The following is a 26,761-nucleotide window of genomic DNA, read 5'->3' as shown; positions in this document are numbered from 1 at the left end:
ATATTATCTATAAAGGGTGAAGTTTCCAGTAAATGTTCTTCCAGTTCCATCATTAATAGTTACTAAATACCAATAATCTCCAGAAGGTAAATCAGTTGAATCGTATGTTCCGTTCCATGTTTCTCCTAATTTTAATCGGATAATTTCTCTACCATATCTATCAAAAATTAAACTTTCAATATTAGGATAATTATCCACATTTTTAGGTGACCAATAATCATTAAATCCATTTCCATCTGGAGTAAAGAAGTTAGGAATTTCTATTGGATAGAAAACTGTAGGAATTACAAAATTAGCTTCACAACCATTTGAATCATAAACAGATACATATTGATTTCCTGATTGATTAAATATAAATACATTGTTTGAACCTGTGTTTGTTCCATTGAATACATAAGTATAAGGAGGAACACCACCAGAAGCTACAGCTGTTATTTGGTTTAATCCTGTTTCTGTAACTATTAAAGCTACAGCATCTATTTGATCTACTGTGAATTGATCTGTTGTGGCTACACAACCGTTAATGTGTTCTAAAGTAACTGTATATGTTCCAGGAGCTACATCTATGAATGTATTACTTAATTGATAATTATTTCCACCATCAATTGAATATGAAACATCATTTTGATAGATTGCATTAACAGTTATTGTTACAGTATTTGTTGATTGGTTGTTTAAACAATCATATACTACAGCAACACTCGGATTTAAATCAACAGCAGGATCTAAAGTTTGTTCAATTGAAGTCTCACAACCATTAGCATCTTTAATATAAACTGTATAAGTTGTTCCACCAGTTAAATTGAAATAATCTACAATGTTACTTGAATCAACAGCTTGATAATTTGTTATGTTGTTTAAACTAGCCATATATGGACCAACTCCACCACTAACCGATACTTGAACATACCCAACATTATCACCTAAACAAATATCTTGACCAAAATCAGAAATTATTGCATTTAGAGCAGTTGGTTCTGTAATTGTAATTATTGGTGTTTCAATTTCACAATTGTTACCATCTTTTATTTTTACAGTATATGTACCAGCTGCTAAATTGTTGAATGTATTAGAAGCTCCATAAGTAAATGCTGGAGAAATCGCATATTGATATGTTCCGTTTCCACCATTTCCATTTACTGTTATACTTCCGGTTGTTGCAGCATTACATAATACATCAACATGAGTATGAGTTTCCGTTACTGGAATCCAGTTTGTAATAGTTACATCAATTGTTTTAATACAACCGTTATTATGTTTTACATATATTGTATGTGTTCCATTGATTAAGTTAGTATATACATTGTTAGTTTGATAACTAGTTTGATTGTCTAATGAGTATTCAACTTGACCCACATTTGCAGCTTCAACACTAACTGTTACTGTATTATTTTGAAGGGCTGTTGGTATTGTACAATCATAATCAACACTTGCAGTTGGAGTTAATGTTACAGGGTTTCCTGCAGGAATATCAACCTGTGTTCTACAACCATTATCATCTTTGATATAAACTGTATGAGCAATAGTGCTATCTAAGTTATTAAATGCTAATTGATTTAGCACATAGGTTGCGTTTTGAGTATCATCATCTAAAACTGTATAATATGGTGCAGTTCCACCAACTATAACAATTGTTGCGCTTCCATTATCACTTCCTTCACACAATTCAGGTAAATTAATATCCAATGTTGCTACTAAAGGATCTGGTTCTGTCATTGTAACATTTATTGTTTCAAAACAACCATTTGCATCTTGAACCACCACTGTATAAGTACCAACAGCTAAATTAGTAAATGTATTGGTATTAAAGAATTGATCTAATTGATTTGTAATTGCATATTGATATGGAGGAGTACCTCCAGTTGGATTAAATGTTATACTTCCATTAGAGTCTCCATTACAAAGAGGAGGATTAATAATTGGATTATTAATAGTCAATGAATTTGTAGGTTGGGTAATTATTACAGTATTTGATTGTTGAGAGCATCCACCATCACTATTCACTGTTACTATATAACTTCCTGCACCCAATTGATTAAATACATTACTAGTTTGAGGTCCAGTAATAACTGCCATTGTTGTAGCATTTAACAATGTGTATGTATAATTTCCTAAACCTCCAGTGGCATTTGCTGTGATAGAAGCATTAGTATCACCATTACATTGAATAGCAGTATTTGATGCATTTATTGTTATCGTTAATGGAGAAATAGGAGCTATAGTTACTGAATTTGTAATTATTGATGTACAATTGTTGGCATCTGTAACATAATATTGATAAGTTCCTGGTCCAACAGTAAATGTATTTGTTGAGTTAAAAGTTGTTCCATTTGAACTATACATATATGGAGGTGTTCCACCAGAAGCATTAACAACTAATACTGCATTATTTGGATTATTAACATCACAATATAATGTACTTTGAACACTTAAAGTTGCCTCAATTTGAGTAGGTTCAGTTATTGTAAACGGCAAAGTTGTAAAACTACAATCCCAACCATCATCAATTGTTACAGTATATGTTCCAGCTCCTAAATTATCAAAAACATTTCCTATTTGTGGACCTGAAGTTATACCGTTTGCATCAGTCAGAGTATATTGATAACTACCTTGCCCACCAGTTGCCGTTATTGTTACACTTGCATTTGTATCATTATAGCATAATAAATTTGTATTTGTAACTATATAAGTTCCATCAATTGGTGTTGGAGCATCAAGAATTATAGTTTGTGATAATTCACATAAGTTTAAATCTCTTACAGTTACTTCATATGTTCCGGCATCCAAGTTTGTAAATGTGTTATTGGCTCCAAAAGGTTGAATTGTTGAACTTGTAGTTATATTTACTAATTGATATTCAAAAACTCCATTACCACCATTAGCTTGTGCAGTGATAGTTCCTAAACCTGGAATGTTACAAGTAACGTCAGATGTTTGTTGAACATTTAAAGTTAATGGATTTGGAGGAGAATATATATTTATTACATTAGAAAAAGTTTCACAGAAAGGTGCATCAGTTGCTATAATTTGGACAGAATAGTTTCCACCACCAAGACCTGTTAATGTCAATGGATTAGCTGAGGTATTACTATTTCCTGAAGATATTAATGCATTTGTATCATCATAGATGTTGTATTGATAATTTCCAGTATAACCAGTTACAGTTATATCAAATTCACCATTGGTTCCTCCATAACAAGTAACAGCATTTGAATTATCTGCTACAACTGTCAATACTCCTAAAGGATCAATAACATATGGTGCACTTAGTGTACTACAACCAGTTACTGTATCAACTATTTCAAAAGTATAAGAACCTGATGTCATAAGAGAAAAAGTAGCTGTATTACTCGATGTTGGTCCAACAATGGCTCCGTTTGGTAATAGTTGATAAGTAAATGTTCCAGAACCACCAGTAACAGTAATTAAAACTTCTTCTTCATTTCCACAAGTTAATGCCAAATTTTGTGTTACTGCAACATTCGTTATTGTTGGTAAAGGGTTGATTGTTATTGATTCATTAGTATTACAACCATTATAATCTTGAACTGTTATTGTTATGTTTTGAACAGTTCCATTATCTACAATATCAAAGGTATTATTAGTTTGATAATTTATTCCGTCAATACTGTATAAGTATGGAGCCGTTCCTGTTCCAAGTCCTACATTTGCAATAATTGTAACAACACTAGCATTATTATTGCTATTACAAACAAAATTGCCACCCGTTAGCGTTAGAGTTAGTGCATTTGGTTCAGTGATATTTATTATCTGTGAACTTTCACAGTTTTTAGAAGAAGTTACGGTTACTGTATAGTTTCCAGCAGCTAAATTTGTAAAAACAGGAGTGTTTTGCGTAATAGTTGTTGTACCATCAAATAAACTATATGTATAAGGTGTGTCAATATTTGTAGAGTCTAAAGTAATAGAAATTGTTCCATCTGAAGCACCATTACAACTTACATTTTCATGAGTTGTAGTAAATGAAACAGCAGTAGGTTGTTCTAATGTTAAAGGAATAGTAATATCACAACCTAAAGTTGTGTCAGTAATAATTACATTATAATCACCAAAACCTAAACCATTAAATAGCCCAGTTGTAGTTGGTCCAGCTACATTTGTTCCTGCTGTTGTTTGTAATTCAAAAGAATAATTTCCACTACCATTTGTTGCAGTAGCTTGAATTTCTCCATCATCATTATCACAACTTGGTTGAACGGTTACAATAGCATTTCCATTTATGATTTGGTCAATTGTAATGCTTTGTGAATCAGTACATCCATTAGCATCAGTAATGATTACTGTATGAGTTCCTGATAATAAGTTAGAAACAGTAAAGTTAGTTGCATTTTCAGTATATGAAGATCCTCCGTCAACTGAGACTGTATAAGGTGCAATACCATTGGTTCTTACTACATTTATTGCAAAACTTCCTTCATTAGCGCAAGCATCATCAACAGATAATGATATAGTTGGATCTAAATCTACTGCAACAGTAACAGTGTTTGTTGCTACAATACAGTTATTAGCATCTTTTATATAAACAATATATGTACCTGGAGTTAAAATCTGAATTGTATTTGCAATAGTTCCAGCGAATGTTGTAATAGTTGGTGCAGGATCACTACTTAATAGAGCTTGGTATTGATAAGGTTGTGTTCCAAATTGACCACTCGCTGTTATTAAACCTGCATTGTTACAATTGATATTACTAATAAAAGTAGCCGTTCCTGCTAATTGATTAGTAGATTGTGTTATTGTGAAGTTTGGAGTTGCTGAAGTACATCCATTTGCACTTCCTGTTCCATTTTCTGTTAATAGAATATAATAAGTACCTGGAACTAATACTCCAAAATTTTGAACAAATACAGCTCCACCAGTTGTAGGACTATTTCCAACTATTCCTGTACTAACATTTGATTGCGCATTAAATATTTCATAAGATACTGAAGTTGTGTTGACATCATAATTATCAAAAGTGAATGATAAAGTACCATTTCCACTTCCAGTACATGTAACATTTTGTACAACATTTATAACTGTTGTAAGATTTGAAGGACTTGGAATTGGACCATTAGCAGTTTCAAAATAGTAACAATCCGTAATTAAATCATGAACTACAAATGTGTAAGTTACACCTGGTACCAATCCAGTAAAAGTTGCTGTTTCTGGTGTTCCTGCATCAGCTGATTGGTAATTAGTAGTATATGGAAGAGTATTAGTTTCTAAAATACCAAATTCATAAGAACCACTACTTACTAGTGAAGAAACTGTTACCATGGCTGTTCCTCCAAGAGTACAATCTGCTGTTGCTGTAGAAATATCAATATCTAAATCATCTGGTGGTGAAGCAATAATGATATTACTTTGAGAAACAGAACATCCATTTGAATCAATTACCTCAGCTGTATAAATACCAAAACTTAATACAATAAATGTATGATCTTCATTTGATGTTGTTGAATAATTATCTGCATATCCAAAATTACTACTTAAATAATAAGTATATGGCTGTGTTCCACCTGTTACATTTTCAAAAATTACTTCTCCATAAGATGTTCCACCTGGATTATTACATGTAATTTCTGTTATAGAAATATCAAAAGTTATTGGGTCTGGTTCTGTTAATGTAATTGTGGCTGCAGCAGTACATTGTTTACTATCAATAACTATTACATTGTATATACCAGCAGTCAAACCAGTAAATGTATTTGAATATTGAAATGTTCCACCATTAATATTATATTGAAAAGGAGGTGTTCCTTGACTTGGATTAATATTAACAACAAAAGCTCCGTTTGTATCTCCATTACATAAATTTTGTTGTGTTTGAGCAACATTAATAATTTGTGGTGGAGTAATTGGATTTATTGTTATTGTGTTAGTAGTATAAGTACAACCAGCAGCATCTGTTATTAAAAACTGATAAGTTCCTGCAGTTGAAGTAGAAATTGTAAATGAAGTACCAACAACAGAAGTTGAAGTACCAAATCCACCGTTATTAAAGTTTACCTGATATTGATAAGGAGTGGTTCCACCATTTAAATTAACAGTAATTTCTGCATTTGGACTTGTACTACAATCTAGGTTTTTTGTTAAAATTGCTTGAGCTAATAAAGCTGGAGTTATTGTTTGAGTAACAGTTGAAGTACAACCATAACTATCTCTAACTATAAAAGTATAGGTTCCAGGTGTTAAACCATCAAAAGTGTTATTTGATTGAAATGCACCACCATTTACATTATATTGATATGGAGGGTTACCACTAGTTGCTGTTAAAATAACTGTTGAACTAGCAGTTGCATTATAGCAAATAGTAGATGTTGGACTAATAGATAAATTAGGTGTTAGAGGTGTGGTTAATGTAGCTGTATTTGTTACACTACAACCATTTCCATCAGTAACTGTAATCGTATAATTTCCAGTTTGTGTTAAGTTACTGAAAACACCGTTGTTTTGTGGACCAACAGTTGTTGCATTTGGTTGAGTTAAAGTATATGAATATGAACCCCAACCACCTGAAGCTGATGCATTAATTGTTCCGTTTGCTATACAAGTAATAGGGTTTATAGTTGTATTTAATGCTAAAGCACTACTTGGACCAGCTACTGCCACACTAACTGTAGATTCACAATTTGTATTTGTATCTGTAACTGTGATAGAATAGTTTCCTGCTCCTAAATTGTTTAAAGCAATTGTATTATTTGTTTGATTTGTTATTGGTGTTCCTCCATTTATAGTATATGAATAAGAAGTATTAAAACCACTTACATTATATAAAATTGAGCCATTTGTATCACCAAAACACGCAACATTATTTACTAAATTTCCAGTTACATTGATGAAGCTAATTGGATTAATCGTGAAATTTTCTTGATATAAACATCCATTAGAATCTGTTACATTAAAGGTATAAGTACCAACTGGTAGATTGTCAAAAACTGCCGTATTTCCAGTAGTTGATGTTGAAGGAATTGTTGATGGAGATGTTATTTGAACTACAAAAGGAGCTGTTCCTCCAATTATAGTTGCAGTTGTATTACTTGTTAGATTTGGACATGTTACAGCAGAAGAAGTAAAACTAATATCTGTTGGTGGTGTTGGTTGTGTAAACGTAATTGGAGAAGTAGCATATATGCAATTATTAGCATCTCTAATTGTAATAACATATGTTCCAGCATTTAAATTACTGAAGACATTTGAATTTTGAAAAGTAACTCCGTTGATGCTATATTGATAAGGAGCTGTTCCACCAGAAACATTTATGGCCTGAATTGTTCCAGTATTTACACAAGTTAATTGTTGAACTAAATCTGATTGACCTATCAAAGGAGTAGGTTCGATTATTGTTACATTAATTGTATATTCACATAGTCTATTTCCTTTTGTAAATTGTACTAAAATTGTATAAGTACCTGGAGCTAAATTATTAAAGACATTTGAGGATTGAAATGTTGTACCATTATCAATACTAAAACTAACATTATATCCATTTGTAGGACCTGTTTGAACAGTAATAGTTCCATTATTTAAACCGTTACATGTTACATTTGTATGTGTTTCACTTAATGTTACTGGAGGTTCTAAGTTTATCGTTACTATATTTGATAAAGAAGTACAGTTATTGCTATCAATAACCAAAAATTGATAATCTCCTTGTTCACCATTTTGAACATCAAAAATTACACTTGTTTGATATTGATAATTGGCTGGGTTAACCAAAACACCATTATAGCTATATATAGCATAGTTATATGGTGGTTGTCCTCCATTCGGATTAACCTGAATATTACCTTGATTACAACCTATATGTTGTGAAACAGTAGCAACTAATTCTAAATCTGATAAATCTTCAATGGTTACTTGTTCAGTATAAATACAACCATCATCTGTAGTTGCAGTAACTGTATACGTTCCAGGATTTAAATTATAAAATGTATAGTCATTATCTATTGATGGACCATAAGTTGATATAATTGTTGCACCCTGTGATATTTTATAATAATATTGAGGATCCACTCCATTAATTTGAACTCTTATGCTACCAAAACCATCATTACATATTTTATCAGTAACTATTACATCAACATCTAATATTTGATTTAAGATATTGATATTTGGATATTCAAAAAGACAACCTCCATTTACTCCTGTTTGTTGTGCGTAAACCGTATAAACCCCAGCAGTTGTTATGTTAAAAGTATTTGAACTCTGAAAAGGTCCAGTTGGTGATAAACTGAATTCGTAAGTAGAAGGTATATTATTAATGGTGATAGAACCTTGTGTAGTACAGATGATGTTTGAAGTTACTATATCTGGATTTAAAACATTTTGAAATACATCAAAATAAAATTGTCTAAAACATCCATTTTGATAAGTAAATATAACCTGGTATTCACCTGCTGTTGTAACATTAAAATCTGGACCTGTTCCAACAGTATTCCAAGTACAACCTGGATTTGTATTAGCACAATTGTTGATTCCAATAGGTGGGCAACTTCCAGGAACTAATAATTGCCATTCAATACTTACTGCATCATTTACACCAGATTGAATGAATACATTATCATTAGCACCACATAAAAATATTTTTGGTAATTCTGATCCATCGTTTGGACATATTTCTACAACATTTGCATAAGGAGTTACAGGATTTGTATTAATAGCATTATTAAAATCTACAACAGTAATTGTTTGATATATAGATACACATGGTGGAGGAATAGATAAATAAACAGTATAAACTCCTGTTGCGTTTACAGTTATTGTTTGCGTATTTCCTATATTATTTCCATTGGAATCTTCCCATTGATATGTATCATAACCATCAGCGGCAGTTAAAGTAACAGTATTTCCACACAAAATTTCTGTAGCTGTGAAAACACAATCATCAATGTTTGCAATAAAGTTTGTAGTTCCAGGTGTCGGATAATTACAATTATCATATCCATTAAAACTTGGATTATCTGTAATAACTTGTGTATTAAGTTGACCATTATAAGATACAAATGCTTGATTATTAATCATATTTGTACAAGCATCTTTGAAATCCTCACAATTGGAAGGAATTTTTACTTTAATTCTTATTGTATATGAAGGGTCACCTATTTCAACAAGATTATTGGGTATTGTAAAAGTAAATTGATTAGTTACTGGGTTAAAAACGTAAGTAACTCCTGGAGGCAAGATTACATCTCCAGGTTGAATTGTTCCGTTAGGAGGAAACATTGCATTTGTCGGTAATACATCTGTAATAATAAAGTTTTGTGCATTATCATTTCCAGTATTTTGAAATGTTAAGGTATAAAAAATCTCTTGACCTAAAACTAAAGCTTGATTGTTAACATTATTTCCAGCAGTATCTTCAACCTCTTTTAATAAAGGAATTTGTGGCTCAATAATTTCAACATCAAAAGAAGCAAAAAACACATCATACTTATCTCCTGTAGTTACAGCTCTTAGGGTGACACCATTTTCATTATTAGGTATCACAGAGTTTGCAGGGTTATTTATTCTATTTAAGTGTGCATCCCAGCCTAAAGTATTTAAACTATTAGGGTTTCTGGCATTATTGATTGCTCCATTTAATGTTATGGATGAATTAAAAAAATTATCATATATTGGAGCTGCTGGTGGAGGATTATTAAAAAGATTTGTGTATCCAGCAACAGAATTTGCTTTAATTTGTAACCTATCTCCTGTAATTCTATTGTCTCCTTCTAAAGTTGAAATTCCAAGTTTTGCTCTTACTGGAAAAGGAGGTGGTAATGTAGAAAATCCTGAAACAGGAATATCTAAATTTCCCGCATTTGAGGCTACAACAGCATATCCATCGAAAGTTGATATTTTTTTACCAGGAAGATTAATATTTTCGTAGACTATTACTAGTGTCCAACCTCCAGCAATTCCCCCAGGAATAGGAAAGGATGTTGAGTTACTACCATTTTGACTTACTCTAATATTTCCAACAAAATAGGTTCCATTAGGATTAGCTAAAGATGATACTAAAGTTGTTACATCTGCAAAACATCCATAAGGTCCATGTGTAACATTTGTTTGATCTGGATCTGAAAAGCCATCATACAAAACTTCATCAGCTGTAATATTCACATAATTTCCTCCGGGTACTCTAAATTTAACTTGATTCCAATCAGTTGCTCTTCCAGAAGAAGGATCATTTCCGGTATTATATCTATAGGTTGCAGACCAATATAATCCAGCATGTACAATGTTAGAACAAGTAGCGTCTGGAATAGTTAAAGTAGCACTACTTGAATTGAATGTTTGATTAGAACCATCAATATCAATATATTGCATGTTTGCATCGTCATTATAAGTAGATGAACTACCTGTAGTGTTGTATGCAGTATTTGGAGTATTACTAGTTGTACTTCTATTAACAATATTATTAGAAATCATTGTTAAGTCTCCTCTTACAGTAGTTTGAAATCTAACATCAAAAGGATTTTTAATTTGAGCGGATGAAGTTATTGTTCCTAAAAGTAGGATCAGAACAACAACAATTTTGTTGAGTAAATTAGTATTTCTCATAGGTTATAGTATTGGTAAAATCCACATAGTTTCGGGGTACTTATTGTTGAATTTTGTTTGATATGCTTTTTTGGCTGCATCATAGCTATCAAATCGTTCTATGTAAACATAGTTCCATTGATTTCCAGATGTTTTAAATGAACCACTTTTAGTAAGTCCTTTTTTCTTAAGATCACTAATGTATTTTGTGGCTTTATTTTTTTCTTTATAAATAGTAGCAATGACATAATATCCTTTTTTAATTCCAGTGTTTTTTTCTGGAAGCAATAGGTAATTTATATTGTCATTTTCTGCATTTAGTACAAATTCTTCTAATTTTTTAACTGTAGTTGAATTTGTTTCTACAATTGTTTGATTGTAAATATTTTGTTTAAATCTGTCAATTTCTTCTTGCTCAAGGGTTTGATTTTTTAATCGTTCTGCTTCAGCTTGTTTATCTACTTTAGGTTTTTTTGAATAAGCCGTAAATTCTTCATTGCTATCTAAAGTAAGAGCTAAAAATAATTCATGTGTTGCTCCTAGATTGGTAATTTCTTTTCCTAATCCTTTTTCATAATTATATCCAATGGCAATTTTTTGTGAAATATTAATTCCTAATCCACCTGAAACACCATAATAATCACTATATGAAGCTTGTGCCCAACCAGCTCGTGGGACATTGTATAATAATCCAGCCGAATATTCTAAATCTTCCATAGCAATATATTTTCCTCTTGCTAAAAATGTTAAACTGCTGTTTTCAAATAAGTTGCTAGCATTTTCCAAAGAGTACATGTACGACAAATGACTTGATATAGTTTTTTCTCCAAATTTTGTTTGCATTTCGCTAGATTTAAAATTGTAATCCACTAAATTATCTCCATAAACACCAAAATTTAATTTTCCTATTTGAATAGATAACCCTGGATTTAACATCAACACACTTGTATTGTCATATTGTTCTAAGTATGGATCAGCTTCACCTGTAATAATTTTTCCACGGTTTAATCCTGAATTAAAAAAAACTACATTAAAACCTAGAGACAGTATTGTTTCATCATTTAAACGAACTCCTTTTGCATAATTGGCAATTCCACCAAAACTCTTCCAAACACCTACTTCTTGTTGATAGAGACTTAATCCATATCCACTATTTTCATAGTTATTTCCTGCATAACTTACCATATAGGTTTTTGGTGACTCATCATAATCAAACCATTGATTTCTATGATAGGCAACATACTCAGATTTATAACTATTAAATATTGAAAGTGTTGGATTAACCAAGTTTCTATTAAAACGCATAAATGTCTGTGATGGAATCACAAACTCATCACTGGTATCAGTTTGAGCATTTGTAATTACACAGCTAAAGACAAGCCCTATAATAAAAAGAAGTTGGTGTCTATTCATTCTTATTGTATTACTGATATCGTACCCTTATGTACAGTTGAATTATTTTTTAAAATTTTATAATAAAAAATCTTATTGTTCTTTGCTATAGGTTCAAATGGCCAATTGTTTTGATAATCATTTGTTCTAAAAACGATTTGCTGGTTAGAAGAAAAAATTACAATTTCTACATCGTTTTGATAAGCATATTCTTCCGTTATTATCCATGTATCGTTTTTCCCATCGTTGTTTGGAGTTATTGTATTTGGAATGTTTGCACTAAAAGTTTTTGGTTGTAATAAAACAGTAAAATCTCTTGTAATTTCACATCCATCAATTTGTGCAATTAATTGAATACTAGTTTCTTGGTTGATGTTTATTTCGTTAGTTGAACTTTCTAAAGTATTATCAATGTACCATTCATAAGAATCTGATCCTGAAGCAGTTATAGTTATTTCTTCGTCTTCATTGATAAATATTTCTTCATCATAATTTGTAACTAAAATACTTTCATCAATAGTTTCAACACCTATTAAACTTGAACTTAATTCACACCCAAAAAAAGATATTTTTAAATAATAATTTCCTTCTTCAATAGCATCATATGTTGTATTTGTTCCTAAAATAGTTGCTTGATCTTCTTTAAACCATTGATAAGTAAAAATTGGATTTGTAATAGACGAAGTAATAGTGACTTCTGTATTTGTATTACAAAGAATACCATCAGTTGTTAAGTCAATAGTTTCATCAATTTTTAATTTAACATCTAAATTGTTTGATGAAATAGTTTGTCCGTCAATAAACTTTGCTTCTGCATAATAAGTATTGTTTTCAAGATAGTTTGATATTGTTAAACTACTAGAATTAGCACCAATTATTTCAACATTATTTTTAAACCATTTGTAAGTAACACCTATATTTGAAGGAACTGTTGTTGTTCCCAAACTTGAAATTGCATTGAAAGAATCAATAGTTAAAGTTTCTGAAGCATTTTCACAATCAACATAACCATTACTATGAATAATAGTCAAATTATAAGATGTTGGAGCTGAAACCAAAGTTGAAACTTCTTTTTCAAAAATACAGCCTGAATTTTGTTTTACAATTACTTTATAAGTTCCTGTTTGATTTATTGATAATGTACTAGCTGTTTGTCCAGCAAGTAAAATATTATTTCTGTACCATTTGTAGGTTGGACTTACAGCATTTGTTGTACAAGTTATAGTTTTGGTCTGACCTGGTAACAAATTAATTTCTGCACCAGAATCTAAAGAAAGAGTAAATGAATTTTCAGTTAATACTAATGTATTTGATGTTATATTACAAGCAGTATTTGATGCTATTAATGTATAACTTCCTTCTTGAGTTGCTGTATAAGTTGGGTTAGTTGCTCCACCAATTAAAACACTATTTCTATACCATTGATACGTATAACCAGAACCCGCAATCATACTAGAGAGTAATAAACCACTAGAAGGACATATTGAAGTGGAGTTTCCTTGAGAACTTATAGTTAAAGTTTCAGATTGAATTATAGAAATGCTAACAGTATTTGATTTTGAAAGATTTGAAGGAACAAATGAGCATGAACCATAATCCACTCTAACATAATAATTCCCTGGTTGAGTTATTGGTAAGCTTGATGAGTTTTGACCATTTATTAAGGTGTTATTTCTAAACCATAAATAAGTTAATTGTGAAAAATTTAATGGACTATTTGAACCACTATCAATTGATAAACTAAAGTTTGAAGTACTACAAATAGCTTGAGAAGAAACATTATTATTAATGGTAAAAGGTTGATTGTAAACAGCATAATTAGCATCAAATGAAACACTTGAGGGACTTGTACTTACTGGTGCAGAGCTTTTAATACGTATTCTGTAACCTGTTCCGTTTACATTTGTAGGAAAAGAAAAAGAAACATTCACTGGTGAGGTACTCAGCGTTGTTGTTGTTAAAACAGTTGGAGAAGCAAAACTTCCAGAAGCATTTGATAACTCAACAGTAAAAACATTTCCTGAACCTAAATTAGAGGCTGGAGAAAATGAAAAACTAAGGTTGAAATTGTTAAAAGTTGTTGAAGCACATACTTGAGAAAACCCTAAAGTAGGTGTGTTTATTGTAATTTGTGCTGATGCAAAAATACAACTTATTAACAAGGCTGTTGTTAAAAAAACTCTTTTGTTCAACAAAGCTAACGGGGCTATTAACTTTTGTAACATATTGATTTTTAATTTAATATAAGTTTCCTAATATTGTATCTACAAATATATAAATTTTTGTTAACAAACAAATCCTTTTTATCAACAAAAGGTGTTAATAACCGTTAAAATCGATTAAAACACCCATTTATGCGGTGAAACCACACTTTCTAAGATGAAAAACCGTAACAAACTGAGATTATCTCTAATTTCAATTTTTAGCCTTGATAATTTTAGCTATTTTTGCTAAAAATATACTGAAAATGTCAGAACAAAAATCATTAAATTTCATAGAACAAATTATAAACGAAGATTTAAAAAACGGTTTATCAAATGATAAATTACGTTTTCGTTTTCCACCAGAACCAAATGGATATTTACACATTGGTCACGCTAGTTCTATTTGCTTAAACTTTGGACTTGGATTAGATTATAAAGCTCCTGTAAACCTTCGTTTTGATGATACAAACCCTGCAAAAGAGGAGCAAGAATTTGTTGACGCTATCAAAAGAGATGTGGAATGGCTTGGTTATCAATGGGATAAAGAATGTTATGCTTCTGATTATTTTCAACAATTATATGATTGGACAATACAAATAATTAAAAACGGAAAAGCTTATGTTGATAGTCAATCTTCTGAAGATATGGCTAAACAAAAAGGAACTCCAACTCAATTTGGAACAGATTCTCCTTATAGAAATCGATCGGTTGAAGAAAATTTAGACTTATTTGAACGTATGAAAAACGGTGAATTTCCTGAAGGAACTCATGTTTTACGGGCAAAAATTAGCATGAATGCAACAAATATGTTGATGCGTGATCCAATTATTTATAGAATTTTACACAAAAATCATCACAGAACAGGAAATAAATGGTGTATTTATCCAATGTATGATTGGGCTCATGGTGAAAGTGATTATATCGAACAAGTTTCACATTCGTTCTGTACCTTAGAATTTTTACCTCACAGAGAATTATATGACTGGTTCTTAAATCAGATTTATGATGAATCTAAAGTAAGGCCAAAACAACGTGAATTTGCTAGAAGAAATTTATCGCACACAGTTGTTAGTAAACGTAAACTTGCTCAATTAGTAAATGAAGGTCATGTTAAAGGTTGGGATGATCCAAGAATGTCAACTATTTCTGGAATGAGAAGACGTGGTTATACAGCTGCTGCCATAAGAAATTTTGCAAATGCAATTGGAATTGCTAAACGTGATAACCTTATAGATGTTTCATTATTAGAGTTTTATGTTCGTGAAGATTTGAATAAAATTGCTCCAAGAGTAATGGCTGTTTTGAACCCTGTGAAGTTGGTAATAACCAATTATCCAGATGATAAAGAAGAATGGTTAGAAGCAGAAAATAATCCGGAAGAAGAAGTTTTAACTTATAGAAAGGTTCCATTTTCAAAAGAATTATACATTGAAAGAGAAGACTTTCAAGAGGAAGCTCATAAGAAGTTTTTCCGTTTAACTTTAGGAACAGAAGTTCGTCTTAAAAACGCATATATCATTAAAGGTGAATCAGTTGTAAAAGATGCAGACGGAAATATTACTGAAATTCACTGTACCTATGATGAAGATTCCAAATCAGGAAGTGGAACAGAAGCAAGCCAAAGAAAAGTAAAAGGAACCATTCATTGGGTTTCTACAAATCATGCAGTTGAAGCAGAAGTTAGAGTGTACGATAGATTATTTACACATGAAAATCCTGATGGAGACAAAGAAGTTGATTTTAAAGAGTTTATCAATCCAAATTCATTAGAAATTATTACAGGTTATGTTGAGCCATCATTAGTAAATGCCAAAGAATTAGAACATTACCAATTTCAACGTTTAGGATATTTCTGTGTAGATAGAGATTCTTCAGCTGAAAAATTAGTTTTCAACAAAACAGTTGGATTAAGAGATACTTGGGCAAAAATTAGTAATCAGTAACATTTTCGCGAAAGCGGAAATCTTTTCATTCTTAAACTATTTTTCTGTTATTCTGAACTTAATTCAGAATCTTACAAAATTCAAAACCATAAATAATTCCAAATTCTTGTCATTCTGAATTTATTTCAGAATCTTGAGTTTGGAATTTTTATTTATAAGATTTTATTATTTTGAATTACTGTTTTAATAGTTTTTAACAATAATAATTTAAATCTATTAATTTTTGATTTTTAATAGTTAAAATTTTTTAAAAATGACTTTCATAATTTGGTTTTAAGCGGTTTTAAAAAGTTATTAATATACTTTTATAGTTGTTGAAGAAATGTTTTAACAGTGCTTTTTATTTACGTTTTCACACTAAAAATCACTCAAATTTTGAATTCTAGTTAAATTCTTATCATTTTAAAGAAATTTACGTTTTCAAAATAAAAAAAGACCACTTTTTTTAAAAAGCAGCCTTTTTTATAATTTTATAATTTAAGATTAGAATTTCTAAAATTTATTCCTCTCCTTCAGAAGTTTCATCTTTCTGATTTTTTCTTTTTGTTGAATTTGCTTTTTTCATGGCTTCACCAACTTGATTACTTGCCGTAAAACTTGCAACCATGTTATTCAACATTTCACTTCCTGCTTGTGGTGAATTTGGTAATAAGATTAAATTACTATTGGTATCAGCACCAATTGCTTGTAAAGTGTCATAATGTTGAGTTACAACAATCAATGCAGAAGCTTCTTGCGAATTAATTCCAACTCTGTTTAATACATCTACAGATTCAACTAATCCACGCGCAATCTCTCTACGTTGGTCAGCAATACCTTGTCCTTGAAGTCTTTTACTTTCCGCTTCAGCTTTTGCTTTAGCTACAATTCTAATTCTTCCTGCTTCCGCTTCATATTCTGCAGCAGTTTTTTCACGGTCAGCAGCATTAATTCTGTTCATCGCATTCTTAACTTGAATATCTGGATCAATATCAGTAATTAAAGTATTGATAATATCGTAACCATAAGTACTCATGGCATCATTCAATTCACGTTTTACGGCAATCGCAACATCATCTTTTCTTTCAAAAACGTCATCTAAAATTAATTTAGGAACTTCAGCACGCACCACATCAAATACATAAGAAGTAATTTGATCGTGAGGATATTCTAATTTGTAAAAAGCTTCATACACTTTTTCTTGTAACACTTTAAATTGCACAGAAACTTTTAGTTTTACGAATACGTTGTCTTTAGTCTTCGTTTCAATAATAACATCTAATTGTTGAATACGAAGATTAACTCTTCCGGCAACTCTATCAATAATTGGAATTTTTAATTGTAATCCTGAATTTCTAATGCTATTAAAACGACCGAAACGTTCAATAATCGCAGAAGTTTGTTGTTTTACAGTAAAAAAAGAAGAAAACAAGACGATTAATCCTAAAAATAGGAAAATGTAAATAAATGGCATAGTTTGTTTTTTAAATTGGTTATGTTAATTATACGCTTAATGTTGTGAAAAGTTACAAAAAAAAATCCCGATAATTTCGGGATTTACTTTTTTATAATGTTTCTATCGCTTTTTCAATACGTTTGATACTTTCTTCTTTTCCAATCATCTCAATGATATCAAACAAATGTGGTCCTTTTAAGGCTCCAACCAAACTCAATCGCAAAGGTTGCATCACTTTTCCCATTCCAATTTCGTTGGTTGTCATCCATTCTTTTAATAAAGTTTCAATGTTTTGAGAAGTAAAGTCTTCAATGTTATTCAACTCAACAATCACTTTTTGCATTAATTCTGGAGTTTCTTCTTTCCAATTTTTTGATGCTTTTTCATCATAAGATGTTGGTGCTTCAAAGAAATAATCCGATAAATCCCAAAGTTCATTCACGAAATTCGCTCTTTCTTTTACTAATCCAACAACTCGTTCCAAATCTAAATCTGTGTTAACTCCACGTTCTTCAAGGTCTTTTGAAAAACTTATCGCTAATGCCTTATCACTTTTACCTATTAAATATTGATGATTAAACCATTTATTTTTCTCTGGATCAAACTTCGCACCTGCTTTGTGAATTCTATTCAAATCAAAGGCTTCAACCAATTCTTCCAATGAAAATAATTCTTTATCTGTTCCATCATTCCAACCTAATAAGGCCAAAAAGTTAATTACAGCTTCTGGAAAAAACCCTTGTTCTCTATAACCCATTGAAGTTCCTTCTGCCGTTTTCCAAGCTAATGGAAATACTGGAAATCCTAATTTGTCACCATCACGTTTGCTTAATTTTCCGTTTCCAACGGGTTTTAAAATCAAAGGTAAATGTGCAAATTCTGGTGTTTCCCAACCAAAAGCTCTATACAATAAACTATGTAAAGGCAAACTTGGTAACCATTCTTCACCACGAATTACATGAGAAGTTTCCATCAAATGATCATCCACAATATTGGCTAAATGATACGTTGGCATTCCATCACTTTTGAATAAAACTTTATCATCTAGTAAATTCGTATCAAACTTAATATCACCACGAATAATATCTTTTAATTCTAAAATTTCATTCACTGGAGTTTTAAAACGAATTACAAAAGCTTCTCCATTCGCAATTCTTTGAACTGTTTCTTCTTTTGAAATTACTAATGAAGTATCTAATTTTTCACGATTATGCCAATTGTAAATAAATGTTTTTCCTTCAGCTTCATGTTGTTTTCTATGTGCATCTAATGATTCAGCAGTGTCAAAAGCATAATAAGCCCAACCGTTTTCAACTAATTCATCAGCATATTTTTTATAAATATCCTTGCGTTCACTTTGACGATATGGGCCAAATTTTTCATTTTTTCCAACGGTTTCATCAGGAGAAATTCCCAACCATTCTAAAGCTTCTAAAATATATTCTTCAGCACCTTCAACAAATCGAGTTTGATCTGTGTCTTCTACTCTTAAATAGAATGTTCCATTATTTTTTTTCGCAAATAAATAATTAAATAAAGCGGTTCTTACACCACCAATATGCAATCCTCCTGTTGGACTTGGAGCAAATCGTACTCTAACTGGTTTTGACATTTTTTTCTAATTTGTCGCAAAGATACAATTTGAATTTAGAAGTAAGAATTTAGATTTTAGAAATTCTGACACTTATCAACAGATTACGAAGTTAAAGTTTTGCCAATCGCTAATTACTTTTGACTTATTACGTTATATATTGTATTTTTATCGGTTATAAACAGACTATTAACAATTTGGAAACAAAATCTATCATTTTTGAAAAATTAGAAGCCTTTATCAAGAGGTTTTACACCAATGAACTCATAAAAGGAATTATTCTTTTTGTAGGTTTAGGATTGCTGTATTTTCTATTTACCATTTTAGTGGAATATTTTCTTTGGTTACCAACATCTGGAAGAACTATTTTATTCTGGTTGTTCGTTGCTGTTCAAGTTTTCTTACTAGTTCGATTTATTTTATTTCCATTGTTCAAATTATTCAAACTTCAAAAAGGAATTAATTACGAACAAGCTTCTGTAATTATCGGAAATCACTTTAGTGAAGTCAACGATAAATTGACCAATTTTCTACAATTATCAAATCAAACTGAAAATTCAGAATTACTTTTAGCTTCTATCAATCAAAAAGCTGAAACCTTAAGTCCAATTCCTTTCTCAAATGCAATTAATTTTAATAAGAACAAGAAATTTTTGCCTTATGCAATTGTTCCTATTTTATTATTGGCATTGTTTTTTGTGTCTGGAAATTCTAAAATTATTTCTCAAGGTTTGGACCGAGTTGTGAATTATAATACCAAATATGTTCCACCAGCTCCTTTTCAGTTTGTGGTTTTGAATAAAGATTTGGTTACCCAACAAAACAAAGATTTTACTTTAAAAGTTAAGACTGTTGGAACTATTATTCCTGAAAATGTTTCGCTTATAATTGGTGAAGAAGAATATTTATTGGAAAACACGAATCCTGGAGAGTTTCAATTCAAGTTTGATAATGTAATTTCGGATGTGAATTTCAGTTTAAAAGCTAATTCAATTAATTCGAAAGATTATAATTTAAAAGTTGTAAATGTTCCTACTATCAATAATTTTGAAATGATTTTATCGTATCCAAGTTATTTAAAACGTAAGTCTGAAACTATAAAAGGAACAGGAAATGCAATTGTACCTGAAGGAACAAGCATTCGTTGGAAATTAACAACATTAGCAACAACAGATATAGCTTTTATTTCAGATAATAAAAAATCAGTTTACACTTCAACTAATGGTGAATTTAGTTTCTCTAAAAATATTAGTCAAAATATTGAATATCAATTAGTAACATCAAATGATAAGATAAAAAACTTTGAAACTTTAGATTACCAAATTAATATTGTAAAAGACCAGTTTCCATTTATTTCAGCCAACAAAGCTCCAGATAGTTTGAAAATTAATAAAGAATATATTATTGGTCAATTATCTGATGATTATGGTTTGAGTAAATTACAAGTGGTGTATTATCCAAAGGACAAACCACAACAAGTTAAACGTGGAACATTGCCTGTAAAAAATCAAACGGTTGATCAGTTTGTATATTCTTTTCCAAATGGTTTAAATGTTGAAAAAGGAGTTATTTATGATTATTATTTTGAAGTTTTTGATAATGATGCTGTGAATAATTATAAATCGAGTAAATCTTCTGTTTTTAGTCATAATGAATTAACTGATGACCAAAAACAAGATGAATTATTAAAAGACCAAAACGATAATATTAACAGCTTAGAAAAATCTTTAAATAATCAAGAAAAGCAATTAAAAGAATTAGACAAACTCCAAAAAATGAAAAAGGAGAAAGCTAATCTTGATTTCAAGGATCAAAAGAAAATTGAAGATTTCATTAAGAAACAAAAATCTCAAGATGATATGATGAAAGAATTCTCTAAAAAACTTTCAGAAAATCTAGAGAATTTTAATCCAAAAGAAGAAGATAAATTAAAAGAAGAATTATTACGTCGTTTAGATGAAAGTCAAAAACAATCAGAAAAAAACGAAAAACTTTTAAATGAATTAGAAGAACTTCAAAAGAAATTGCAAGACGATGAACTATTTGAAAAAGCTGATAAATTAAAAAAAGATTCAAAAAACCAAGCTAAGAATTTAGAACAATTGGTTGAGCTAACTAAACGTTTTTATGTAGAAAAGAAAGCTGAACAAATTGCTGACAAATTAAATAAGTTAGCAGATAAAGAAGATAAATTAGCTAATGAAAATAAAAATAATCTTGAAGAACAGAAAAAAATTGGTGACGAATTTGAAAAAATTAAGGAAGAATTAGAACAATTGGATAAAGACAATAAGGATTTGAAAAAACCTATGGACATTCCAAATGATAAATACGAACAAGAAGATATACAAGATGATTTAAAAAAGTCAGAAGAAAATTTACAAAAGAATGATAAACCTAAAGCTTCTAAATCTCAAAAATCTGCCTCAAAGAAAATGAAAGAAATGAGTCAGAAAATGAGTGCTTCTATGGAAGGTGGTGAATCGCAACAATTAGAAGAAGATGCAAAAGCATTACGTCAGATTTTAGATAATCTTTTAGCATTTTCTTATGATGAAGAAGCATTAATTCAACCTACAAAATCTTCTCAATCTCGTTCTTTAGCTTTAAATAAAATATTAAAAAAGCAACAAGAATTAAAAACACAATTTCAGCATGTAGATGACAGTATCTTTGCAGTTTCAATGAGAAATCCCATGATTACAGAATTTGTTTTAAATGAAGTTGGTGAAATTCATTATAATTTAGACAAGTCGTTAGAAACTTTAGCTGACAATAATGTTGCTCGTGGAGCTTCTTTGCAGCAATATGTTTTATCAAGTGCAAACAAATTAGCTGATTTTTTAAGTAATGTTCAAAGTGATATGAATATGCAAATGTCTGGTTCTGGAAAAGGAAAAGGTATGCCTAAACCAGGTCAAGGTCAAGGTTCTGAAAAACAATTGTCGGACATTATTAAAAAACAAGAAGGTCTTGCTGATAAAGTAAAGGAAGGAATGAAACCAGGTGATAAACCTGGAAAAAAGCCTGGACAGAAACCTGGTGAAGGAAAAGATGGTAAGAAGCAAGATGGAAAAGGTCAAGGTGAAAATGGTGAAGGTGAAGGCACAGAAGGTAATGCAGGTAAAGTTTTAGAAATTTTAAAAGAACAGCAACAATTACGTGATGCCCTTCAAAAATCTTTAGAACAACAAGGTGTTAATGGAAACAATGTTTTAAATCAAATGAAAGATATTGAAAAGCAATTAATCAATAAAGGTTTTAAGAATGAAACACTTCAAAAGATGCTAAATTTAAAACATGAGTTGCTTAAATTGGAAAATGCTATCCAACAACAAGGTCAAGATGAGAAGCGAAAATCTAACACAACAGATGATAAATTTTCAAATAACGCTTCTACTCTACCTAAGGAATTACAAGAATATATTAAAAGCATTGAAATATTAAACAGACAAAGTTTACCTTTGCAAAAAAATTATGACCAAAAAGTCAAAGAATATTTTAATAAGTAATGATTACATTTAACTACGAAAATGATTTTGTAATAGAAAACGAAGATGTTTATCAAAATTGGATTTCTAAAATTATAACATCTGAAGGCTTTTCAGAAGGAGAAGTTAATTACATTTTTTGCGATGATGACTATCTTCTAAATATCAATATAGAATATCTAAATCATGACACTTACACAGATATAATTAGCTTTGATTACACAGTCGGAAATTTAGTACAAGGAGATATTTTTATTTCAACAGAAAGAGTTGCTGAAAACGCTTTAAACTACAATGTTTCTTTTGATGATGAATTAAAACGTGTTCTTTCACATGGTATTTTACATTACTGTGGATTTAAAGATAAAACTGATGAAGACGCAAAGATAATGCGTCAAAAAGAAGATGAAAAAATTGCTTTGTTCCACGTGGAACAACAATAAACATCTTATAATATTAATTTAAATGTTTCACGTGGAACAATGAGTATATTTCAAGATAAATATGATGTAATTGTAGTTGGTGCTGGTCATGCTGGTTCTGAAGCTGCTGCTTCAGCTGCTAATATGGGTTGCTCTACTCTACTCGTTACGATGAATCTTCAAAACATTGCACAGATGTCTTGTAATCCTGCTATGGGTGGAATTGCAAAAGGTCAAATTGTAAGAGAGATTGATGCACTTGGTGGTTATTCTGGAATTGTGTCTGATAAAACAGCCATTCAATTCAAGATGTTGAATAAATCAAAAGGACCTGCGATGTGGTCTCCAAGAGTTCAAAGTGATAGAATGCGTTTTGCAGAAGAATGGAGATTGATGTTAGAAGGAACTCCTAATTTGGATTTTTACCAAGAAATGGTTTCCGGATTGTTGATTGAAAACAACAAGATTGTCGGAATCAAAACTTCACTCGGTTTGGAGATTAAATCAAAAACAGTTGTTTTGACAAACGGAACTTTTTTAAATGGTTTAATTCATATTGGTGACAAACAATTTGGTGGTGGTCGTGCTGGTGAAAGTGCTTCGTTTGGAATCACAGAAGATTTGGTTAAAATAGGTTTTGAAGCTGGAAGAATGAAAACTGGAACTCCTCCAAGAGTTGATGGTCGTTCTTTAGATTATTCAAAAATGACCGAACAACCAGGAGATGCAAAACCACATAAATTTTCATATTTACAAAGTATAAAACCATTAGTGCATCAAAAATCATGTCACATGACATATACTTCAAATCAAGTTCACGATTATCTTCGTGAAGGTTTTGGTAGAAGTCCTATGTTCAATGGAAGAATAAAAAGTATTGGGCCAAGATATTGTCCATCTATTGAAGACAAGATTAATCGTTTTGCAGATAAAGATAGACATCAATTATTTGTTGAACCAGAAGGTTGGAATACAGTTGAAGTTTATGTAAATGGATTCTCTACTTCTCTTCCTGAAGATATTCAATTCAAAGCTTTGCGTTCGGTAGAAGGTTTTGAGAAAGTAAAATTCTTTAGACCAGGTTATGCGATTGAATATGATTACTTCCCTCCTACGCAATTAAAACACACTTTAGAAACTAAGTTAGTTGAAGGGTTATATTTTGCTGGACAAATAAATGGAACAACAGGTTATGAAGAAGCAGCTTCTCAAGGATTAATGGCTGGTATTAATGCTGCTCTAAAAGTACAGGAAAAAGAAGAGTTTATACTTAAACGTAATGAAGCTTACATTGGAGTTCTTATCGATGATTTAATTACAAAAGGAACAGAAGAGCCTTATCGTATGTTTACTTCTCGAGCAGAATATAGAACATTATTGCGTCAAGATAATGCAGATTTTAGATTGACACCAAAAGGACATGAATTAGGTTTGGCTTCTGAAGAACGTTTAATCCGTATGGAAGAAAAGTTTTCAAAGTCAGATGCAATGGTTCAATTTTTTAGAGAGACTAGTGTAAAACCAGAAGAAGCAAATCCGATTTTAGAATCTAAAGAATCTAGTCCGATGACACAACCAGATAAAATGTTTAAAGTTTTCTCTAGACCACAAATTGATTTAGAAGATATTCTTAAATTTAATAAAGTTTCTGAATATATAGATGCAAGCGATTTAGATGATGAAATTATCGAACAAGCCGAAATCGACGTAAAATATTCAGGTTATATAGAAAAAGAAAGATTACATGCTGATAAATTAAACCGATTAGAAGATGCAATTATTCCAGATAATTTTGACTTCAATAAAATAAAATCTATTTCTATGGAAGCCAAACAAAAGTTTAATAAAATTCGTCCAAAGACAATTGCACAGGCATCAAGAATTAGCGGGGTTTCACCAAGTGATATTTCTGTATTATTAATTTATATGGGACGTTAAAACTAAAGAACAAAGAAAAAAGTATATAGTCTTTTTTCTTTGTTCTTTTTTCTATTCTCTCAAAATGTTTCACGTGAAACAAACTTTGTTAACTACTATATTTACTACCTTTGTTTCAGTTTTTATACTAAAATATGAATTTTTCTCCAAATAACGTTTTTATTAAAGTTCAAGATCATTCAGTTTCAAAAGAATCGTTTGATTTGCTTTTTGATGAAGAACTACAACTTTTAAAGACATTTCCACAACCAACTTTAGATAAGCTTCCATCCTATTATGAAAGCGATGATTATATTTCGCATACAGATTCTAAAAGAACTCTATTTGAAAAATTGTATCATTTAGTTAAGACAAATGCTTTAAAAAATAAAGTAGCTTTAATAACAAAACAAAATCCATCAAAAGGGAATCTGTTAGATATTGGAGCAGGAACGGGAGATTTTTTAAATCATGCAAAAAATTCTGGTTGGAATTGTGTTGGAATCGAACCCAATGAAAAAGCTAAGAATATTGCAATTTCAAAAGGAGTTAATTTTACAAATTCTTTAGAAGAACTAGAAAATGATTCGTTTGATGTTATTACAATGTGGCATGTTTTGGAACACATTCCAGATTTAGAAAATCATATAAAAACTTTAAAAAGATTAATAAAACCAAACGGTACAATTATAATTGCGGTTCCAAATTATAAATCTTTTGATGCAAGACATTATGACTCTTTTTGGGCTGCTTATGATGTTCCTAGACATTTATGGCATTTTTCAAAAACAAGTATTCAAAAATTATTTAAAAAAGAAAATTTAGAATTGAATAAAGTAAAACCTATGTGGTTCGATAGTTTTTATGTTTGTCTTTTATCTGAAAAATATAAAACAGGCAAAATGAATTTCATTAAAGGTTTTCTTTTCGGTTTTTTATCTAATTGTTCAGGAATTCTTAAAAAAGAGTATTCATCGCATATTTACATATTAAAAAATACATAAAACATGCTTTTTACTTCATTTAAGCGTTTTTTAAACAAAAAACATATGTTGTGTTGGATGAAAAACAAATTGCTTTTAAAAACAAGTTAAATACATTGTTTTGTATAGCTTGAATTTATTTAAAAGAAAATGTTAATAGAAATTTTCTATATATTTAAAATTAACGTTTGCTTTACTATTTTCATTTGTTTACTTTTACCAAAAATTAGAAATAACGAACATGAAAAAATTATTATTTATTGCACTAACTTTTGCAATATTATCTTGTAATAAGCAAGAAGGATCAGAAGGTATTAAAACAGCTTATGTTGACACAGAAAAATTAATGAAAGAACATCAGCATGCAATTGATATCGAAAATAAATATAAAGTTAAGTCTGAAGAAATGGGACGTGAACTTGAAACAGAAGCTAAACAATTTCAAGCAGATTATGAAAGTGCTTTAAGACAAGCTCAAGCAAAAGGACCACAATGGGCTCAACAAAAAGCTGCTGAACTGCAAGAAAGAGAGCAAAGATTGAATATGAAACAACAATCTATGTACAAAGAAATTCAAGATGCTAGTAATGAAGAATTAGATTCACTTGTAAAAGATATTAAACTGTATATTAAAGATTATGGAAAAAAGAATAACTACGACTATGTTTATGGAACTGGTTTAACTTCTCCAAGTATTTTATATGCTAAAGATTCATATGACATTACAGATGAGCTAGTTAAGTTACTTAATGAAAAATATAAACCAACTGAAGATACTAAAACAGCTGAAAAAGAAGAAGTTAAAAAGTAATCTTAAAACACAATATTTAAAACCCCATTATATTCTTAATGG

General features: G+C 30.3%; 11 protein-coding genes. 6 read left to right on the top strand and 5 right to left on the bottom strand.

Translation table 11 applies throughout. The features are described 5' to 3' along the window. Positions 1-3: 3 nt before the first annotated feature. The 3 genes from ACFO3U_RS00155 to ACFO3U_RS00145 are packed head-to-tail and all read right to left on the bottom strand — an operon-like array spanning position 4 to position 14,147. The gene (locus ACFO3U_RS00155) at positions 4-10,551 is read right to left on the bottom strand and encodes a T9SS type B sorting domain-containing protein (protein ID WP_379737280.1); all 10,548 of its coding nucleotides are present in this window, start codon (positions 10,549-10,551) and stop codon (positions 4-6) included. A gap of 3 nt (positions 10,552-10,554) precedes the next feature. Next, positions 10,555-11,943, bottom strand: coding sequence for a PorP/SprF family type IX secretion system membrane protein (locus tag ACFO3U_RS00150; protein ID WP_379737279.1), 1,389 nt, complete (start codon positions 11,941-11,943; stop codon positions 10,555-10,557). A gap of 2 nt (positions 11,944-11,945) precedes the next feature. Further along, a complete protein-coding gene (locus ACFO3U_RS00145; RefSeq protein ID WP_379737277.1) occupies positions 11,946-14,147 on the bottom strand; it encodes a T9SS type B sorting domain-containing protein in 2,202 nt (733 codons plus the stop codon). A gap of 242 nt (positions 14,148-14,389) precedes the next feature. Between ACFO3U_RS00145 and ACFO3U_RS00140 the strand changes: the two genes are divergently transcribed. Next, entirely contained in the window at positions 14,390-16,069 is a 1,680-nt protein-coding gene (locus ACFO3U_RS00140; protein WP_379737275.1) for a glutamine--tRNA ligase/YqeY domain fusion protein, read from the top strand. Between the two features lie 499 nt (positions 16,070-16,568). Here the strand turns inward: ACFO3U_RS00140 and ACFO3U_RS00135 are convergent, their stop codons facing one another. Beyond that, positions 16,569-17,522: an SPFH domain-containing protein gene (locus tag ACFO3U_RS00135; RefSeq protein WP_379737274.1), complete on the bottom strand. Its 954-nt coding sequence runs from the start codon at positions 17,520-17,522 to the stop codon at positions 16,569-16,571. A 91-nt stretch (positions 17,523-17,613) separates the two neighbouring features. Then, entirely contained in the window at positions 17,614-19,116 is a 1,503-nt protein-coding gene (gltX, locus tag ACFO3U_RS00130; protein ID WP_379737272.1) for a glutamate--tRNA ligase, read from the bottom strand. A gap of 176 nt (positions 19,117-19,292) precedes the next feature. Here gltX and ACFO3U_RS00125 point away from each other — a divergent pair, with 176 nt between their 5' ends. From ACFO3U_RS00125 to ACFO3U_RS00105, 5 genes are all read left to right on the top strand, one after another. Then, a complete protein-coding gene (locus ACFO3U_RS00125; RefSeq protein WP_379737270.1) occupies positions 19,293-22,607 on the top strand; it encodes a hypothetical protein in 3,315 nt (1,104 codons plus the stop codon). Then, the gene (gene ybeY, locus ACFO3U_RS00120) at positions 22,607-23,029 is read left to right on the top strand and encodes an rRNA maturation RNase YbeY (protein WP_379737268.1); all 423 of its coding nucleotides are present in this window, start codon (positions 22,607-22,609) and stop codon (positions 23,027-23,029) included. The genes ACFO3U_RS00125 and ybeY overlap by 1 nt, the downstream gene beginning before the upstream one ends. Positions 23,030-23,074: 45 nt before the next feature. Continuing rightward, the gene (mnmG, locus tag ACFO3U_RS00115; protein ID WP_379738143.1) at positions 23,075-24,946 is read left to right on the top strand and encodes a tRNA uridine-5-carboxymethylaminomethyl(34) synthesis enzyme MnmG; all 1,872 of its coding nucleotides are present in this window, start codon (positions 23,075-23,077) and stop codon (positions 24,944-24,946) included. A gap of 134 nt (positions 24,947-25,080) precedes the next feature. Next, positions 25,081-25,929 (top strand): class I SAM-dependent methyltransferase, encoded by an 849-nt coding sequence (locus ACFO3U_RS00110; RefSeq protein WP_379737266.1) that lies wholly within the window; start codon positions 25,081-25,083, stop codon positions 25,927-25,929. Between the two features lie 220 nt (positions 25,930-26,149). Next, positions 26,150-26,719 (top strand): OmpH/Skp family outer membrane protein, encoded by a 570-nt coding sequence (locus ACFO3U_RS00105; protein WP_379737264.1) that lies wholly within the window; start codon positions 26,150-26,152, stop codon positions 26,717-26,719. The last annotated feature ends 42 nt before the right edge of the window (positions 26,720-26,761 follow it).

The organism is Flavobacterium ponti (assembly GCF_042652765.1).
Taxonomy (GTDB): domain Bacteria; phylum Bacteroidota; class Bacteroidia; order Flavobacteriales; family Flavobacteriaceae; genus Flavobacterium; species Flavobacterium ponti.
Note: the sequence above shows the minus strand (reverse complement) of the source record. Positions and strands in the feature narration are given on the sequence as shown.

Excerpts from the sequence above, each read along its gene's own strand:
- ACFO3U_RS00145 (WP_379737277.1), bottom strand. The coding sequence starts at position 14,147 with ATGTTACAAAAGTTAATAGCCCCGTTAGCTTTGTTGAACAAAAGAGTT.
- ACFO3U_RS00110 (WP_379737266.1), top strand. The coding sequence starts at position 25,081 with ATGAATTTTTCTCCAAATAACGTTTTTATTAAAGTTCAAGATCATTCA.
- ACFO3U_RS00155 (WP_379737280.1), bottom strand. The coding sequence starts at position 10,551 with ATGAGAAATACTAATTTACTCAACAAAATTGTTGTTGTTCTGATCCTA.
- ACFO3U_RS00135 (WP_379737274.1), bottom strand. The coding sequence starts at position 17,522 with ATGCCATTTATTTACATTTTCCTATTTTTAGGATTAATCGTCTTGTTT.
- gltX (WP_379737272.1), bottom strand. The coding sequence starts at position 19,116 with ATGTCAAAACCAGTTAGAGTACGATTTGCTCCAAGTCCAACAGGAGGA.
- ACFO3U_RS00140 (WP_379737275.1), top strand. The coding sequence starts at position 14,390 with ATGTCAGAACAAAAATCATTAAATTTCATAGAACAAATTATAAACGAA.
- ybeY (WP_379737268.1), top strand. The coding sequence starts at position 22,607 with ATGATTACATTTAACTACGAAAATGATTTTGTAATAGAAAACGAAGAT.
- ACFO3U_RS00150 (WP_379737279.1), bottom strand. The coding sequence starts at position 11,943 with ATGAATAGACACCAACTTCTTTTTATTATAGGGCTTGTCTTTAGCTGT.
- ACFO3U_RS00105 (WP_379737264.1), top strand. The coding sequence starts at position 26,150 with ATGAAAAAATTATTATTTATTGCACTAACTTTTGCAATATTATCTTGT.